This is a genomic window from Flavobacteriales bacterium (assembly GCA_016124845.1).
Classification (GTDB): Bacteria; Bacteroidota; Bacteroidia; order UBA10329; family UBA10329; genus UBA10329.
Genome location: WGMW01000040.1, coordinates 84114 through 101949 on the forward strand (window position 1 = coordinate 84114; position 17836 = coordinate 101949).

At 46.4% G+C, this 17836-nt stretch carries 16 protein-coding genes; 6 read left to right on the forward strand and 10 right to left on the reverse strand.

Annotated features, from left to right (window positions below; genetic code table 11):
• Positions 1 to 68: 68 nt before the first annotated feature.
• Together GC178_14795 and GC178_14800 are read right to left on the reverse strand one after the other, a co-directional pair.
• Entirely contained in the window at positions 69 to 1625 is a 1557-nt protein-coding gene (locus GC178_14795) for an FAD-binding protein (protein MBI1288833.1), read from the reverse strand.
• 82 nt (positions 1626 to 1707) lie between these two features.
• Positions 1708 to 2160 (reverse strand): outer membrane beta-barrel protein, encoded by a 453-nt coding sequence (locus tag GC178_14800; protein MBI1288834.1) that lies wholly within the window; start codon positions 2158 to 2160, stop codon positions 1708 to 1710.
• A 94-nt stretch (positions 2161 to 2254) separates the two neighbouring features.
• Here GC178_14800 and GC178_14805 point away from each other — a divergent pair, with 94 nt between their 5' ends.
• The 3 genes from GC178_14805 (at position 2255) to rny (ending at position 4720) form a co-directional block, all read left to right on the forward strand.
• Entirely contained in the window at positions 2255 to 2545 is a 291-nt protein-coding gene (locus tag GC178_14805; GenBank protein ID MBI1288835.1) for a hypothetical protein, read from the forward strand.
• Between the two features lie 15 nt (positions 2546 to 2560).
• Positions 2561 to 2848, forward strand: a complete 288-nt coding sequence (gene zapA, locus GC178_14810; GenBank protein ID MBI1288836.1) for a cell division protein ZapA — start codon at positions 2561 to 2563, stop codon at positions 2846 to 2848.
• 309 nt (positions 2849 to 3157) lie between these two features.
• Positions 3158 to 4720, forward strand: a complete 1563-nt coding sequence (gene rny, locus GC178_14815) for a ribonuclease Y (GenBank protein MBI1288837.1) — start codon at positions 3158 to 3160, stop codon at positions 4718 to 4720.
• A 94-nt stretch (positions 4721 to 4814) separates the two neighbouring features.
• On the opposite strand, the gene GC178_14820 is transcribed toward rny, so the two are convergent.
• Both GC178_14820 and GC178_14825 read right to left on the reverse strand, forming a co-directional pair.
• The gene (locus GC178_14820) at positions 4815 to 5744 is read right to left on the reverse strand and encodes a GNAT family N-acetyltransferase (GenBank protein ID MBI1288838.1); all 930 of its coding nucleotides are present in this window, start codon (positions 5742 to 5744) and stop codon (positions 4815 to 4817) included.
• Between the two features lie 50 nt (positions 5745 to 5794).
• Complete coding sequence (locus GC178_14825; GenBank protein ID MBI1288839.1) at positions 5795 to 6652, reverse strand: hypothetical protein; 858 nt, start codon at positions 6650 to 6652, stop codon at positions 5795 to 5797.
• A 114-nt stretch (positions 6653 to 6766) separates the two neighbouring features.
• Between GC178_14825 and GC178_14830 the strand changes: the two genes are divergently transcribed.
• Entirely contained in the window at positions 6767 to 8830 is a 2064-nt protein-coding gene (locus tag GC178_14830) for a DUF4131 domain-containing protein (protein MBI1288840.1), read from the forward strand.
• On the opposite strand, the gene GC178_14835 is transcribed toward GC178_14830, so the two are convergent.
• Positions 8824 to 12051, reverse strand: a complete 3228-nt coding sequence (locus GC178_14835) for a hypothetical protein (GenBank protein ID MBI1288841.1) — start codon at positions 12049 to 12051, stop codon at positions 8824 to 8826. The genes GC178_14830 and GC178_14835 overlap by 7 nt on opposite strands.
• Positions 12052 to 12258: 207 nt before the next feature.
• On the opposite strand from GC178_14835, the gene GC178_14840 reads away from it, so the two are divergent.
• Complete coding sequence (locus tag GC178_14840) at positions 12259 to 13803, forward strand: hypothetical protein (protein MBI1288842.1); 1545 nt, start codon at positions 12259 to 12261, stop codon at positions 13801 to 13803.
• Positions 13804 to 13834: 31 nt separating this feature from the next.
• The gene (hutH, locus tag GC178_14845) at positions 13835 to 15274 is read left to right on the forward strand and encodes a histidine ammonia-lyase (protein ID MBI1288843.1); all 1440 of its coding nucleotides are present in this window, start codon (positions 13835 to 13837) and stop codon (positions 15272 to 15274) included.
• On the opposite strand, the gene GC178_14850 is transcribed toward hutH, so the two are convergent.
• Genes GC178_14850 through GC178_14870 form a run of 5 tightly spaced genes read right to left on the reverse strand, consistent with a single transcriptional unit; the run spans position 15275 to position 17829 of the window.
• A complete protein-coding gene (locus GC178_14850) occupies positions 15275 to 15973 on the reverse strand; it encodes a DUF4159 domain-containing protein (protein ID MBI1288844.1) in 699 nt (232 codons plus the stop codon). It lies immediately after the preceding gene.
• 12 nt (positions 15974 to 15985) lie between these two features.
• Entirely contained in the window at positions 15986 to 16672 is a 687-nt protein-coding gene (locus GC178_14855; GenBank protein MBI1288845.1) for an RsmE family RNA methyltransferase, read from the reverse strand.
• A gap of 9 nt (positions 16673 to 16681) precedes the next feature.
• Positions 16682 to 17332 (reverse strand): hypothetical protein, encoded by a 651-nt coding sequence (locus GC178_14860; protein MBI1288846.1) that lies wholly within the window; start codon positions 17330 to 17332, stop codon positions 16682 to 16684.
• A 15-nt stretch (positions 17333 to 17347) separates the two neighbouring features.
• Positions 17348 to 17620 (reverse strand): type II toxin-antitoxin system mRNA interferase toxin, RelE/StbE family, encoded by a 273-nt coding sequence (locus GC178_14865; GenBank protein MBI1288847.1) that lies wholly within the window; start codon positions 17618 to 17620, stop codon positions 17348 to 17350.
• Positions 17617 to 17829: a hypothetical protein gene (locus GC178_14870; protein MBI1288848.1), complete on the reverse strand. Its 213-nt coding sequence runs from the start codon at positions 17827 to 17829 to the stop codon at positions 17617 to 17619. The genes GC178_14865 and GC178_14870 overlap by 4 nt, the downstream gene beginning before the upstream one ends.
• Positions 17830 to 17836: the final 7 nt, after the last annotated feature.

Sequence of the window (17836 nt, forward strand, 5' to 3'; positions counted from 1 at the left end):
TCACGAGAAATTATTTTGTTTAACTTTTAATACAATTAATTAAACAATAATTTGTTTTGCTCTGATAATCAACCACTTGAAATTGAAATATTTTCCGATATTCTTTCTCCATCAATGGCTGCAGAGACAATTCCACCCGCGTAACCACCGCCTTCTCCGCATGGGAAAAGTCCTTTGATCTGTGGATGTTCTCCATGTTCATTTCGTGGAATGCGAACGGGAGACGATGTGCGACTTTCCACCGCCACAGCAACGGCCTCGTTGGTCAAATAACCGCGCATTTTCTTGCCGAATTCCTGAAAACCGCCACGCAAGCGCTGATGTATCGCCTTTGGCAACACCTCAGAAAGTTGCATGGAAACCGTTCCTGGTCTGTAGGAATTGACCGGAAGGTCTGAACTCAGTTTTCCATTTACGAAATCTGACAATCGCTGCGCTGGTGCGGTCTGAGTTCCACCAGCCATTTTGCAAACGGTCTGCTCCACAAATTGCTGATAGCGCAATCCGGCCAACGGACCAGCAGATGCGAACTGTTTGTAATCTTCTGGCTCCACAGGAACAACAATTCCCGAATTGGCAAACGGATTGTTCCGCTTGCTGGGACTCCAACCGTTGGTAACGATCTCTCCAGGAGCGGTGGCGCAAGGCGCGATAATCCCGCCAGGACACATACAGAAAGAATACACACCACGGTTGTTTACCTGATTGACCAACGCATACGCAGCAGGCGGCAGCGTTTCGCAGCTCACTCCGTGATATTGAATGGAATTGATGAGTTCCTGTGGGTGCTCCACCCGAACGCCCATGGCGAACTGCTTCGCCTCTATTTCAATTCCCTTTTTGTGAAGCAACTCGTAAATGTCTCTGGCCGAATGACCCGTTGCCAGTACCAAATGCTTGGTTTCGAGTTTCTCTTCACCATTAATGACAACGCCAGCGACTTCATTATCCTTCAGAAGAATGTCGGTGAGTTTGGAATTGAAACGGACTTCGCCACCACAAGCCACGATCTGTTCCCTGATTGCAGTAATGATATTGGGAAGTTTATTGGTGCCAATGTGTGGATGCGTGTTCACCAGAATATCATCATCTGCACCGAACTGAATGAACGTGCTTAGAATGCGGTTCACGTCTCCCCTTTTGGTGGAACGCGTATAGAGCTTTCCGTCCGAATAGGTTCCTGCCCCGCCTTCACCAAAGCAGTAATTGCTTTCTGGATTGACGATATGCTCTTTATTAATGGCTGCGAGGTCTCTCCTTCTTTCACGCACGTTTTTTCCGCGTTCCAAAACGATCGGTTTCTTGCCCAATTCAATCAATCGCAAGGCGGCAAACAGACCAGCCGGACCAGCACCGACAATTACCACATGCTCTGCTTTGGAAACATCTTGAAACTGTCGAGGCTCGAATTTGGGATGATGTGCTTCCACCTTCTCGCCCTTGGCGTAAACCCGAAGGCTGAGATTGAATTTGATGCTCCGATTCCGTGCATCAATGCTTCTTCGCAGTTCCTGAAAGCCGTTGATCTCGTCAAGGGGAATTCCTGAAGCGCGCGAAACGGCCTGCTTCATCAATGTCTCATTTCCGTAGTCCTGAGCGGGTATGACGAGATTGACATCTTTCATTCGAAGGGCAAAGAACGAGAATTGTTGAAAGCACGAAATCCGAATCGTTCAAATTCGAAATGGTTTCTCGCTTCTATTCCAGTTACTCAAAATAAAGCGAGAACAGAAAGGTTTTGGAGTTGAGCGACTGAATGGAGTTGGTAAATACCGTTTGGTCTTTGACCATGAGGTTGTTCAGCCCGAAGGCCATTTTCACTTCGGTGGTGAGTTTGAAATATTCGAGGTAGAAATCGACACCGACACCCAGATCCCACGTGTAATCTTCCCGTTTCATTTTCAGTATCACCTCATCACTTTTCACATCGGCCTTCGTTGCCATATCGTACATGAACTTGCCACCGCCCATGATGTACACGCGCCAGTTGTTGATCCTGCGTGAGCGGAATTTGAAATACAACGGCACTTGCAGATAAACGGAATTGACGGTCTTGTCGTACACAACTGGGACCGTATCCTTCTCATAAATGGTGTATTCCATGGTTCGACCGATGAACGAGATGCCCGGAATGAAACGCAGGTTGAAATGTTCGCCCAAGCGCGAATGGAGTCAGTAAAACCGGAATCGGGCTTTAGAAATTATCCAGGCTCTGCACTTTGAAACCGTAAGTTTGTATCTTCATACGACCTCTATGGAAAACCTGAACACATACATTGGCACACTTACCGGCCGCGTGGAAAAACTGGTGAAGTCGCAGACTGAACTTCGCGGTGAGAATGCAGAATTGAAGCAGAAGAATGCAGAATTGGAGCGGTTGGTAAGTACACAAAAAAATGCGTTGACGGAACTGGAGGAACAGAATAAAGTTGTTAAAATTGCAAAGGCGGTTACGGATGGTGAGGAGGATCGCAAAGAGCAAAGAAAGAGGTTGAATGACCTCGTGCGGGAGATTGACAAGTGTATAGCACTTCTGAATAATTAGGATCGTTCTTTTTGAATGGGAACTCAGGCGATAACAGTAAGGATAGCAGGGAAGAGTTACCCGATGACGGTGGAATCACCGCAGGAAGAAGAAACCATAAGGAAGGCGGAGCGGCAGATACGGGAGCGGGTGAAGATGTATGAAGAGAAGTATGCCGTTACGGATGTTAGAGACCTGTTGAGCATGTGCGTGCTACAGTTTGCCACAGAGGCGTTGGAAAGCGAGGAGAAGGCGGGCGGAGTGGAGCAGGACGTGTTAAGCAGATTGAAGGCAATAGAGCAGGTGCTCGATGCCAACACTTGATCAACAAGTAGTTCGTTCTTTACATAAGATATTTAGTAGGTGAACAGTTGGTTCTCTTTGATGAACTGGCCGTAAAACCTCAACGATTTCCCGCATAGATCGATCGTTTGTTAAACTCAACGTTTAAAAAATTGAGATCAAGCTCATGGGTGTTAAAGAAAGGCCTCAACTGCGCTTCGGTGCAGTTTCCGAATTCGTTCGGGACAGTGGAACTCTGATGCGCTCGGCAGTCTCAATCATGTCTTAATTGGAGTTTAATTAAGCCAAGGATCTGTGCGGGTTTTTTTATGAATAAAAGTTGAATAGAAAATGGAGTTAGTAGTAGGAGTAGTGGCTGCGTTGCTGGGGGTTATCCTTGGGGGTGCGGGAGTGATGGTTTACAACAAAAAGGTTGTGAACGATCAAGCCAACAGCATTCTGGAAGAGGCCAAGGCAAAGGCAGAAGTCATCCGTGAGAAACGGATAAGTCAGGCGAAGGAGAAGTTTCAGGAAATGAAAGCCGAGCATGACCGGAAGGTGAATGAACGGAATCAGAAATTGATCGAAGCAGAGAACCGCGTGAAACAGAAAGAGGGTTCGCTTAACAAGAAGTTTGAGGACGTGAAACGCGAGCGTCAGGCTGCTGAGCGCGAACTTGGAGAGGCCAAGAAAAAGCAAGAGAAACTTGATGGTCAGATCGAGGTTTTCAATAAGAAGCTGGAAGAGGTTGAACGCGATCGTCAGAAGCAAGTGGAGCAACTTGAAAAAGTTGCTGGAATGAAGGCTGATGAAGCCAAAGCACAGTTGGTTGAAGCCTTGAAAGCTGAAGCGCAGACTGCTGCAATGGCGGCCATCAACGAAACAGTTGAGGAAGCCAAAATGCAGGCTGACAAGCAGGCGAAGAAAATTGTGATTCAGACCATTCAGCGTGTTGCTACCGAGCACACGATTGAGAACGCGGTTTCCATTTTCAACATTGAAAGTGACGAGATCAAAGGGCGTATCATCGGTCGTGAGGGACGAAATATCCGAGCGCTTGAAGCGGCAACTGGAATTGAGATCATTGTAGATGATACGCCAGAGGCGATCATCCTTTCAGGATTCGACCCTGTAAAACGTGAAACGGCTCGACTGGCGCTACACCAATTGGTGACGGACGGACGTATCCACCCAGCACGAATTGAGGAGGTTGTGGCCAAGACCAAAAAGCGTTTGGAGGAAGAGATCATCGAGATCGGTAAGCGAACTGCAATCGATCTTGGAATTCACGGTCTGCACCCGGAATTGACCAGAATGGTAGGTCGTATGAAGTATCGTTCTTCTTACGGACAGAATCTGTTGCAACACAGCCGCGAGGTAGCGAACATGTGTGCTATTATGGCTTCAGAATTGGGACTTGATCCGAAGAAGGCGAAACGCGCTGGACTGCTTCACGATATTGGTAAAGTTCCAGATGAAGAACCAGAATTGCCACACGCAATCCTTGGTATGAAACTGGCCGAGAAATATGGTGAAAAACCGGACATCTGCAACGCCATCGGAGCTCACCACGATGAGATTGAGATGACCACGTTGATCTCTCCGATCATTCAAGTTTGTGATGCGATCTCAGGTGCTCGTCCAGGTGCAAGACGCGAGATCGTTGAAAGCTACATCAAGCGTATCAACGAGTTGGAAGCGTTGGCGTTGGCTTATCCAGGTGTGACGAAGACATTCGCTATTCAGGCGGGTCGTGAATTGCGTGTAATTGTGGAAAGCGAGAAGGTTTCTGATGCGCAGGCAGATCAATTGGCAATGGACATTTCTATGAAGATCCAAGATGAAATGACCTATCCGGGTCAAGTACGTGTGACTGTTATCCGTGAAAAGAGAGCAGTTGCTTACGCTAAGTAGGTGATCAGTTGATCAGGGAATTAGTGAATTAGAAGGGCGTTCGATCTGGGGTCGGACGCCCTTTTCAATTGTAGAGACGCGATTCATCGCGTCTCTACAGCAATTTCAACAACTTCGAATCCGTTTTTCGAATCTCGAAATAGGGAGTTTGCTTGGCCCCGAACGAACGGAAGAAACGTTCCACAGGCTCAATCATACTTCCCTCAAAATTGAACTTATCAGCTACGCTCGAAGCAAAAAGTATGGCTGTCCACATGAGCAGGCTCATCGCGCCTGAGTTTTTGTTTTCAGGGTCTGTTGCACCTGCCAAGTAATAAGCTGAATCATGATCCCAAACCAGTAGGAGAGAAGCAATAGGATTTCCATCGGCATCACTTGCAATCCAAGCTTTACAGGCATCTTTCGTATTCAACTTCTCAAAAACACGATTGAAATATGCTTCTGAGTAGTTCAGCTCCTGACCTTTGATAGCAAAGTCCTTCAATTTTAGATTATGAAGCGTCTTTACTTCGTTCACTTCAGAAACGGTCAGTGATTTCTGTGCTTTAGAGATTTCCCTTCGGATGTTTCCTTGCAGGTTTTCGTAGAGGATGTCAGCATCCGAAAGGTCGTCAATGATGTATGTGTAACGGGTCGATTGCTCGAAATCGTTCCAGAAGAATGGAAGCCAATTCGTCACTTCGGGATGGAAATACTGAATGAATTTATCGGTCTTTGGAAGCTGCTCGATGAGTTGCTCGTACATCTTCTTCTCAAAGGAAAGTCGCGTAGCTTCTTTCTGTCCTTCAGGATAATGAAGCCACGGCCCCATGTAAGGCGTCAATGGCGGAACCGTAATAATATCGAACTGCAGTTTTCGCTTTTTGAAGTATGGCATGAACGCCTGAACATCATTCTCAGAACCTACCAAAGCCACGTCCCATTGTTCGGGTTTGGCCACAATTTCCATCCAATCGTATTGCAGAAACAAGGGGATTTCTGGATGCTTGGCACACCAATTCTTGAAAATCTCCTTGTTGCTCATGTTCAACTATTCCGCGTTCTATACGGTTGCGAGCGTAAATTATTGCGAATTCAGAAAAGCGCCAAAAGCTGATCGACCTGATCGAGTTTTCGGTACTTGCCAAGTCGCTTGTAAGCCGCTTTCAACTCAGTTAGAAGTCGCTTGATGATTTCTTTGTTGGTCATCGGTTTCAGACTTTCCACCGTTACTTCCAGCTGCATCTTTTCAATGTAGCGTTCCAGTTCTCCTTTGCCAAAAACCGCTCCTTTGCTGAACGGATTGATATAGAAAAGCACATCGCCATCGGCCGCATTGTTCACGTCCAAGTAACCCAAGATGAAATGTTGCGGAAGGTCGATGCCTACCACAGGAAGTTCAAGCCTGTCGGCAATGACTTTATACAGAATTCCCAATGCTGTTGGACTTCCGTTGAGTTGTTCCAGTACATTGCTGATGAAGTAACTCGGATATGAATTGGGATATTTCGGATATCCGTGGAAACGGTGTATCTCGTACAGGATATGGTTCAGCACACGGATCTTCTCCAATGATGTGAGGTGATCGTTCAGTTCGATCCAAACATCTTTCCGAAGTAATTCCAGCCGCGATGCCATGAAATCGATATGCTGATCCGGATATTGGAACATCGAAGCTGTAACGGCTCCTTCGTAGAGGTCTTCGGAACCGTTTCCGATCCAATCCGCCAAGGCAATTTTGCACGAATCGAACTCTATTTGCTGAATGATCTCTTCAATACGGTTCTGAATAGCGAGATGGGCACTTGTTTCCCATTCAAATTCCAAATGTGGAATGACATTCTTGCCGTAAGAAACCAGTCGGTCGCTCACATTCTGATAGACAGAATCATCGGGGTCATCCAGCAGCTGAATGAGCGCTCGTACTTCCGTATATCCGGATGGCCATTGCATCGAGTGCAAATTACGATCGAGGTAGCCACCTGTAATTGGCTGATAATCACAGTTTTCATCAAGCCTGTGTTAATTAGTTTGAATCTCCTACTTTTATAACAAGGAGAAGTGAAGATGAAAGTTTGGAATTCATTTCCGATGCTTCGTGTGGTTTTGCCGATCATTTTCGGGGTGATCGTGGCTGCATTTGCACTTGAGTCTGTTCGTCCAACCACCGATCAGATCTGCATTATTTACGGTTGCGCCATTCTTCTATCGCTCGGAACGATTTTATTGAGTTTTATCGGTAGGAGACCCTATTTGTTCGGAATTGCCCTGTGGCCAGTACTTTTTCTATTGGGATCATTGCTCACTGTTTCCGTTTCCGACTATGTTTTTCCCAATTACCTGAACCCAGAGAAAGCAGGGGAACAGGTCTTTATTGCGGAGGTTGGTGAACAGCCGCGTGTTCGGACCAACTCTGTGGAGGTGATCGCGGACGTAACGGATGCCGAGCGTAAGTCTTTTGGTAAGGTACTGTTCTATTTTGACCTTGATTCTGCCGCAAGAAGGGTCAAGTACGGGCAGGAACTGGTACTGAAAAGTGCTGTTGATCGAGTTCGTCCGCAGGGAAACCCAGATGAGTTCAACTATGCACGCTATCTGCGTTTTCATAATATTCTGTTCCGAGGATTTGTGCGGAGTGGCGATTGGGAAGTTCTCTCTAACGGCAATCCTGGAATTGTAGGTTGGTTTGCTGACGCGCGGACATTCCTGATCGGGAAGCTGAAAGAATCTGGACTGGAAGGTGATGAACTTGCCGTGGCCTCGGCATTGATACTTGGCTTCCGCGACAACTTGGACAAAGAACTGATGTCGGCTTATGCAGGTGCTGGCGCAACCCATGTGCTGGCAGTTTCCGGTCTGCATGTGGGTATCGTTTATCTCATTATCAACTTCTTTCTCCGATTTATGGACAGGAGCAATTATCTGCGCTGGTTAAAGACCTTGCTTCTGGTAGTTCTGTTGGTCGGGTATGCCGCTCTGACAGGATTTTCAGCCTCTGTTTCCCGTGCGGCACTCATGTTCACATTTGTTGCTTTGGGCAAGGCCATCAATCGAGATACCAACATATTCAATACGCTGGCTGCATCGGCCTTCGGGCTGATTCTCTACGACCCAATGATTGTGATGCAGGTTGGTTTTCAACTCTCCTATGCTGCCGTTTTCGGTATTGTGGTCATCCAGCCGAAGCTGGTGCAGCTGAAGAGTTTTGAAAACCGTTGGCTCGATTGGGCATGGTCCATCAGTTGTGTTTCCATCGCTGCGCAGATCGCCACATTTCCGTTAGGATTGCTCTATTTCCATCAGTTTCCATTGCTTTTCCTGCTGTCCAATCTTATTGTCATTCCAGCAGCGGCACTTATCCTTTACATCGGCTTCGGTCTGTTTGTCCTGTGCTGGTGGAAACCGACCCTGCTTTTCTTCGGTTTCATCCTTCGTTCGGTCATTTCCATTCTCAATTTTCTGGTCGTTCAAATTGAGCAGATACCGAATTCGGTCCTTATGGGAATAGACATCACAACTTTTGAAACGCTACTTATCTACCTCATTATCATCAGCGTTCTCGTGTTTTATCTGCAAAAGCAGAAACTTGGACTTTACGTGTCGCTGTTCGTTTCCATCGTACTTGTTTTGATGCAAGTGTGGGAAGTGAACCAACAACAGCATCAACGTTTCTCTACCATCTACAATGTCAGAAAGGAAACGGTGGCAGCATTCGTCAATGGAACTGAGCTGACCTTTGTATCAAGTTCAAAGTTCCGATCTGATGCAAGCGCGATGCTTTTCAATGTGAAACACCATTGGTGGAAAAAAGGAGTTGATGAGGAAAATTGGGTGGAACTTTCTGATTCGGTCTGCAATCGGGTTCTCGAATTTGGTGATGAACGATTTGCCATCCTCAATTTGAAACCCTCCAATGATCAGGCGATGTCTTGGAAACCATCAGATTCGCTTGACTTCGCCATCATTCATTCAATTGGATGGGATCTGATAGACCAGTTGGTTTCATTGCCTACATCAAAATTGATCATCTCAAATACGTTAGGTACAAAAACAAAGGAACGCCTTACGGGCGTTCCAAATAAAGAAGTTGTATTTGTTTCGGAAGCTGGGGCGTATCCGTTCTCTTACTGAATGGCAATCCAATCCAGCATCAGGCTTTGTCCCCAAGCAGAACCATCAACACGGTAAACGTTAACTTGAAAGCTGCTGGTACCGATACTTTTGGTTGTGACCGCGAACGTGTCCGTATAGGTCTGTCCTGTTTCAGTTCGTACTGTGCATATAACTTTCGGTGCAGAGCCGAATGAGGAAGGAAAATTAACTGTATAAGTGGAGATATTGGATCCAGAACCAAGAGTGGCGGTACCCGATTGAATCATTGAATGCGTTGTTCCACCACCTACTTGCAACTGGTCGGTTTCAGTTTTTCCGGCAACATCAAGTTTCGAGGTTGGCGATGCTGTTCCAACACCAACATTACCAGCACCTGTAACAATCAACGTGTTTGTATTCCCCCAAAGTCCGAGGTTAATGTAGTTGGAACTGTTACCGTCACTCACATGGTTGTAACGGAACTCGGCCATGTTATTCGCTGTTTCCGCCTTTCCGAATTCAAATCCCACTAACGAGCTGGAGGCCAAAGAACCATTCACCAACTTGACCGCATTGCCTGTCAAAGATGTGTTCAAGTGAAGTATTCCAGTTGGAGATGAAGTTCCGATACCTACGTTACCACCGCTTTCCACCGTCATTTTCACGCTACTGCCTGTAACGTCCTTGATCAAAAATTTGCCAGCTCCCTCACCGGCCGCATTGGCCGTAGAAATTAGTTCCCAAACCCGTCCTCCGGAGGCCATACTGTTTACATACAGAGCCGTTCCATACGTATTGGAACCATCAAATCGGGCAACATCATATGGCGTTGTGCTGTTGGCCACCACATGTAGCGGATTGGAAGGGGAACTTGTGCCAATACCTACACTTCCTCCGTTGGTAATTGCCAATCTGTTGGTTGAGTTGGTATAGAAATCCAAACCAAATGCATTGCCACCGGCATTTCTCTTGGATCCGATTCCTTCACCGGATGCATTGCCAAACGCAAGTGCACCTGCCGCAACGGATCCACTGTTGGTGTTATTGTTATCAACAGTAGCACCGGCTCCAACGGTCAGTCCTCCGTCCATCCTACCTCTGCCGCTCACCCAAAATTCGGAGGAAGATTGCTGAGAACCGTACTGATTCTGAATGTAATCTCCATCACCGCTTGGAACATCGCTGGAGATAATGAGATCACCATTTGAGTTGGCCTGAACATTGCCTCCAGCAGAAAGCCCTGATATGCGAACGTTTCCTACTACCTCAAGTTTTTGAGCAGGGGATGTTGCGCCAATACCAATATTGCCATTTGCAGAGATTCTCAACCTTTCAGCCGCAGCAGAAGAGCCAGGTGTTCCAGTTGGTTTGGTAAAGAATGTCAAATAACCACCTTTGTTGCTGTTTCCTTGATCTTCAGCAGCAAAGGCACGGATACCGGCACTTGCGTCTGTCGATGATGGGCCAGTATCGTCTGTGCTGTCAAAGAGTAGAGAACCCAAGGCATCATCAACAGCAGTGGTAGGGTCTTCGCGGGTAATGAAAATGGTTCCACCCGTAGGCTCTCCTACATTCAACTTGGCATCGGGCGTGCTGGTTCCCATTCCAACACGATTGGTTGATGCATCCAAATAGAACGTATTTGCGTCAGTGTCTCCCTCAATTTTAAAGTCTCGGTCAAGCCCCTGAGCGTTGAAAATCACATCTCCATCTCCGTGAATTGTGTGGTTGACGAGACCATCGGTGAATACTTCTATTTTTCCGTCATTCCCACCAGTACCTGCATCGCTTATCTTGACCAGGTTTGTGCCGTTGACATCCGTATCGTTGAAATATGTGTCACTACCAAAAAGGGCATCTCCGTTAGATGCCACCTTGAAGTGATCCACACCTCCGTCCTGAACCACAAATTCACCAGTTCCATCAAGGTTTACGGTCAAATTGTAAGAACCATTCGTAATTGTTGTTGCCTCCGTCAAAGAACCTCCAAGTCGAATCATATCAGCTCCAGCGTTCACATTCAATCCGTTGTCGGCCGATGCATTCAACGTTACATCACCTGTTGTTCCGCCACCAATAATTCCGTCACCAGCAACCACGGAAGTTATATCTCCTGCATAAGAATCTTCCCACGTTACTGTTCCACCACCAGCAGAGGTCAGCACTTGACCCGTAACACCTGTGTGTCCTCCTATCAGAACGGCTCCCGAAAGATTGATATCTCCAACTACATCAAGTTTATATTCAGGCGTAGATGTTCCTATACCAACGCGGTCGGTTGATGCATCCGTGAAAAGCAGATTGGCGTCAGTATCTCCCTGTGCATTAAAATCAACATCTGTTCCTGTTGGGTTGACAGAAACTTTATCGGTTCCCGTTACTTCGGTCAGGTCGAACATGCTTACCCCTCCTGCCCAAATCGTGATCTGGTCGGTATTGAATTCAAGTTTAGTGTCAACATTACCATTATGAGAAAGGTATTGGTCAATGCCAACATCACCGGCAACATCCAATTCATAGTCTGGAGCAGTTGTGCCGATACCAACGTTGCCATTGTCCAGAATGGTCATTCGCGTTGCGGGTGCACCAGAACCGTTACTGGTGCGGAAGAACATGGCGGCATCGCCCGTTGCGTCACGGTTTGTACGTCTAACTGCAATCTCACCAGAACCCGGACTTGAAGTAGTAGATGTACTGTTGGTAAACCGTAGAATGGACCCTGTCTCATCTGCTGATGAGTTGGAGTGTAAGTTAAGTAAGGATGTTTCGGCACCACCAGTACCTCCCGAAATCTGGAGCTTGTAATCGGAGTTGGTGTTGCCGATCCCCACATTTCCAGATACCAGCAGCCCATCAGCTCCCTGAACATCTACGGCTCCAGCGTCAGCGGTTATCACCCGCCCAACTCCTGAACCACCACCGTCATAGGCCCCATCAAGCGTAGTAACGATACCTGCCGTGTTGGGAATTTCTCTCCAAGAATTGGCCGTACCATCCCAATACCAGAAACTCTCCGTGTCCGTGTCGTAGACCAACATGCCGTTATCAGAACCGTTGGTCGGAGCAAATGCTCCACGTTGTGTCGTGGTCATTCTTGGCAGTAGAACACCCTTGTCTGTGGCGGTGATGTCAAGAATGGACTGTGCATCCGGAGCAGCTCCCGAAGAATTGATTGAAACCGCCTGACCAAAGGTTCGAGAACCGAAAGATCCTATGATTGCAACAGTAACAAGAATTTGCAGAGTACGATTTGATCTCATGCCTGATTCAGATTTTAGTTGTTTCGATAAACTTATGACAAACCATGCCGTGCTGATGGTTTTTATCGATGAACACCATCGGTTTGCCGACTAACAAATATATGTTATCAGAAGTATAGACCGCTCACAAACCGAACATCCTTAAAGTCAATTTAATTTTCAGATTGTAAAATCATAGGTTTTGTTTTACTTTCAATGCGCAATCACATGTCAAAGGGAGATAAGTTATATCAGCTGGTCCATTCATTGGAACTGAATGAGAAGCGATATTTCAAGTTGCAGGCGTCACTTCAGAAAAAGGACAGCAATTTGGCCCGCCTGTTCGATTACTACTCCGATTCGAAGGGATTTGATGAAAAGGAGTTGCGCAACAGGTTCAAGGGCGAAAAATTTCTGGATCAGCTTGCGGTTACTCAGAATCATCTTTACGAACTGATTCTCAAAACGATGAGACTCTATCACCTGAAGCGGTCAATAGAGTTCAGTCTTCAAGGAATGTTGCAGGACGTACAGTTCCTATACGAAAAGGGGCTTTTTGAACATTCTGCTCAGTTGTTGCGAAAGGTGCGTAAGGCGGCTGTGAAAAATGATTGCCACCTTGTGTTGCTCAGTGTCCTTGAATGGGAAGCCATGCTGTTGGCAGAAGGATTTTATGTTGGGAATGATGAAATGGATATTGACGCCATTTCAGATGAGTATTACGAAATTCTGGGAGCCCTGCAGAATGAGCGCGAATATGCAGACCTTCAATCCAAAGTGTTCAACAATTACTACAAGATAGGGATTGAGCGCGGCAACGAAGGTCACAAGACCAATGATCAGATAATCAATCAGTTTGCACTACGCGATCCCTCACGTGCTTTGACCTTCAGGTCCAAATGCTGTTTTCTCAACATTCACGCACAATACAACAAGATAAACGGGAACTGGGAAGCCGCTTACGATTATCGCAAGCAACTTTTTGAACTTGTGGACGAGCAGTTCGGAAGTGGTTACAATAAAGATATCGTCAAGCGATATTTTGTCGCACTGAACAATCTTGTCCCTGTTTGCATAAAGTTGAAAAAGTGGGAAGAGGCTGAGACCTGCCTGGCCAAGATGGAAGCGATCGAGGAGCAATCATTGAGTTCTTATTTCTCTGAGGAAATGAGAATGCGCATTCTGATGCAGACGGCAATCGGTAAATTGGCACTTTACACCCGTTTGGGAGACAAGGAGAAAGGACTTGATCTTGTAGAGAAATTGGCGGAACGAAAAGACCTACTGGAGAATTATCACAGAAAGTACGTGGTCCTTCATCTTTACTTCAATATTTCCTATTTCCTTTTTACAGTCGGTCTCTATTCCCGTTCCATCCGATGGCTGAACATGGTGCTGAACGATACGGCTATCAAATCGGCTGAGGATCTGCATGCTTCCACACGCCTTCTTACCCTCATTCTCCAATTTGAACTCGGTCGTAGTGAGTTGCTGGATTACTTGGCTAGATCAACCTACAGGTTTCTTACAAAATTGGAAGGACTGTACAGATTTGAAGAGGTGATGCTTGCCTTCATGAAGAAGTTCTCGAAGAACGATGCAATGCGGAAAAACAAGGAATTGTTTGCTCAGTTGAAACGAGATCTGGAAGATGCAGGATATGAACCCGGTGAGCGTAATTCGCTCTCAACCCTGGATTTGATATCGTGGGTGGATTCCAAGATGACCGAGCTACCATTGTTCGAAATTCTAAAAGAGAAAAACGTTGTTTAAAGGTAAACTCACGGTTGCGAAGCTGTCCAAGATGTTGGGCAGCGGAAAGTTGTATGCGGAAGACGAGACACTCGAGCGCATCGAAAAATCTGCAAATTACCTTTATGATAAGGTCAACACCACCAAGGCGACCATTTACGGGGTCAACACAGGTTTCGGCTCGCTGAGTAATATTCGTATTGAAGAAGATGAGTTGGAGGAATTGCAATCCAACCTGATTCTGTCCCACGCGTGTGGAACGGGCAAGCGAATTCCAGACAATATCGTCCGTGCCATGCTTTGCCTCAAAGTATGGAATATGCTTTACGGTAATAGCGGTGTGCAGAAGGAAACCGTACTGCGTTTGATCGATCATTTCAATCAAGATGTGCTGCCCGTTGTTTACACGCAGGGCTCGTTAGGGGCGAGTGGTGATCTTGCTCCATTGGCGCATCTGTGTCTTCCGCTCATCGGAGAAGGAAATGTGATTCTGGACGGAAAAGAAGTTCCGGCCAAAGAAGCACTACTTTATTTAGGTTGGAAGCCGCTTCAACTCAAAATGAAGGAAGGCTTGGCGCTGCTGAACGGAACTCAGTTCATGTCGGCTTATGGTGCTTACTGCGTCTTTCATGCAGAGCGACTGGCCGTTTTCGCGGATTTGATCGGTGCCATTGCATTGGATGCCTACGGTGGATTGACTGCTCCTTTTGATGCGTCAGTTCATCAAGTACGGCCTCATCCCGGGCAGATTGAATCTGCAAGAAGACTGCGCGAGCTTTTAGAAGAAAGTCCGCTGGCGCGGAAAGAAAAAGAGCACATTCAGGATCCGTACTCTTTCCGTTGCATGCCGCAGGTTCATGGCGCAAGCATTGATGCGATTACCCACGTAAAGCAAGTGGTGGAGCGTGAATTGAATTCCGTTTCAGATAATCCACTCATTTTCCCTGATGAGGATAAGATCATTTCGGCAGGTAATTTTCATGGACAACCGCTGGCCATTTCGTACGATTACCTCTCAATCGCGTTAGCGGAGTTGGCCAACATTTCGGAGCGCAGGACTTTCCAACTCATCATGGGTAAGAACGGTCTGCCCGTTTATTTGGTGAAGAAACCCGGGTTGCATTCAGGATTCATGATTCCACAATACACTTCGGCCGGAATTGTAAGTCAGAACAAACAATTGTGCAGTCCTGCTTCGGTGGATAGTATCGTCAGTTCCAACGGGCAGGAAGACCACGTGAGTATGGGCGCAAATGCCGCCACCAAACTCTACGAAGTGGTGGAGAACGTCTATCAGGTTTTGGCCATCGAACTTTTCACGGCCGCGCAAGCATTGGATTTCCGAAGACCAGAAAAGTCGTCACTAGTGATTGAGAAATTCTTGAGTGAGTATCGCAGCATTGTTCCGTTCCTTCATGAGGACGAGCAGATGCATCCGCACATGATGAAGACCAAGGATTTTCTGATGAACGTGAAGCTGCCGAATGTGTAGTTATAGACTGTCAGGGTCGTTGCCCATCAACACATACTGTAGAATATTGCAGCCCATTTGCAATGCCTTGGTGCGCGCTTCCTGACTGTCGCCATGCACTTCGGGGCTTTCCCAACCATCGCCAAGGTCACATTCGTACGAATAAAATAGCACCAATCGCCCGTTATGCACAATTCCAAATCCTTGGGGGCGCTTGTTGTCGTGCTCGTGGATTTTCGGCAATCCGTTCTTAAAATCGAACTTCTGATGATAGATCGGATGTGAGAATGGCAGTTCGACCAATTCGTATTCTGGGAACACCTTTTTAATCTCCGTGCGGATGAACTGATCCATCCCGTAGTTGTCATCAATATGAAGGAAACCGCCAGCTAAGAGGTACTTTCTCAGATTCTGTGCTTCCTGATCGGAGAAGATCACATTGCCGTGTCCTGTCATGTGTACGAAAGGATATTTGAAGAGGTCTTTCGAACCCACTTCGGCCACTTCCTGTTCCGTGTCTATTCCTGTGTTGAGTTCCTTATTGCAGAACTGAATGAGGTTTGGGACAGAGGTCGTAAGATTCGCATACCAATCGCCACCACCATTGTATTTCAATACAGCGAGTTTGAAATTCTGTGCTTGAAGCGAGCCAAATCCTAACGTCATTGCGAGGGCGAAGGACGAAGCAATCTTTATCAATATTCGAATATTCGTGAGCATTCGGAATTCGTATCAGTCCTGTAGAAAATTCATCACCGAAAGTGCAAATATTCCAGCGGTTTCGGTGCGTAAACGGCTTTTTCCAAGATCTATTTCAGTAGCACTTTTGGACAGCACCAATTCAATTTCTTCCTGTGTGAAATCTCCTTCTGGACCAATAAGAATCCAGCTTTCCGTATTCAAATCCTTGTTCAGCGATACTTTCTTTCCATCTCTACAATGCGCGAGGAGCATTGGATGTTCAACACTGGAAACGAAATCTGCGAACGAGGTCAACGGCAGAATGGTCGGCAACCAATTCCGCTGACTTTGCTTCATGGCCGCAAGCAACACTTTTTCACTGCGGTCCAGTTTCAGGTTTCTGCGCTCAGAATTCGTACACAGAATCGGACAGATCTCACTCACGCCAATTTCAACTGCTTTCTCCAAAAACCACTCAAAACGATCGATGCTTTTGGTTGGTGCAATGGCCACTTTTGGCAGAACAGGCTTTTCCTCTTTCACCTGTTCCACGATCTGAAACGCACAACTGCGCTTCGAAATTTCCGAGATTTCAGCAATGGCCCGAACACCTTTTCCGTCCGTTACTTCCACGCGTTCGCCAACACCCAAACGAAGCACACGAACCGCATGGCGTGTTTCTTCTTCGCTCAGTTCAAGAAGGCCGTTCTGTAGATTGGGTTGGTAGAAGAGATGCATTGGCCGAATTTACAACTCGAGTCTGACACAAACTCCCTTATGATCAGAGAGCGTCTTATCCGTATTCCATTCCTGCAATTTCATCGAACAACCTCGAAGAAATTCCTCTGTGACGCAGATGTGGTCAATAGTCTCGGCAAGCTTCGCGGTCAAATTCTTTATCCGATTCTGTTCAAAGGAATTGTTTAAAGAATCCCTTCCAAAGTTGGTGTGGTAGTAATTGTCAGAAAAACTGATGTTGAAATCTCCAGATATACACAGATTCCTACCTGACAATCGCTCAAAATCTTGTAGCTGTTCTATAAGGTCTTCTTTAAAGCTTGGTCTGCGATTACCGTGAATTCCGATGATGGTTCCATAGACCAACAGATTACCAATGGGTGTTGCAATTTCTGGACAAACGGCCGTTCGCTCATCATATGTTTCATGATTTGAAACAATCTCAAATTTTGAATGAATTGTAACTCGTCTTTCCGTGTTTTGATAGTAATCAGTATTCAATGGAGAAGACATCGAAACAAATGGATAATCAAGCTTGATTCGCGTGTCGCTTTCGGTTAGAATCAGAATATCAGCATCGATTGCCTGAATTGCTTCTTCCATTTCAGTCAATCGCTTTGCGTGCTTCAAACGCTCGATATTCCAAGTTGCAACTTTCACAACTCAGCCAGTCTTTCAATAGACTTCATCATGCGTTCCAATATCGATCAGAAGCGCGGCAGTTTGACCGTCAAGGAATTTGAAGACTACCCGACAATCATACGCCACCGTAAAGGCCCAATGTCCAGTCAGCTGCCCAGTAAGTTTATGTGTTCTGAGTGACCTGTCAAACGGATCCTGAACAAACGTTTCAATAGCTGTTCTGAATCGTTTTTGAAGAAATGGGTCTCGCAGAATCCGTTTGCGGTAAGCACGTTTAAAACTGGAATCCCAAACCAGTTCAATCATGCGTCAAGATCGTTGAAAAGGTCATCAACGTTTCCACGTTTTACCTTACCGTATTTCAGGTTTTCTTCGGCAACTTTGGCGTTGGCGGCAATCGAGTTTCGCTTTATCTCCGCCACCGCTTTACGGATAATATCCAGCGCCATTTCCTTCTCATCGTCTTCAAGCGCGTTGAAGTCGTCAATAAGGGTATTGATCGTTTTTGAACTCATGGTATGT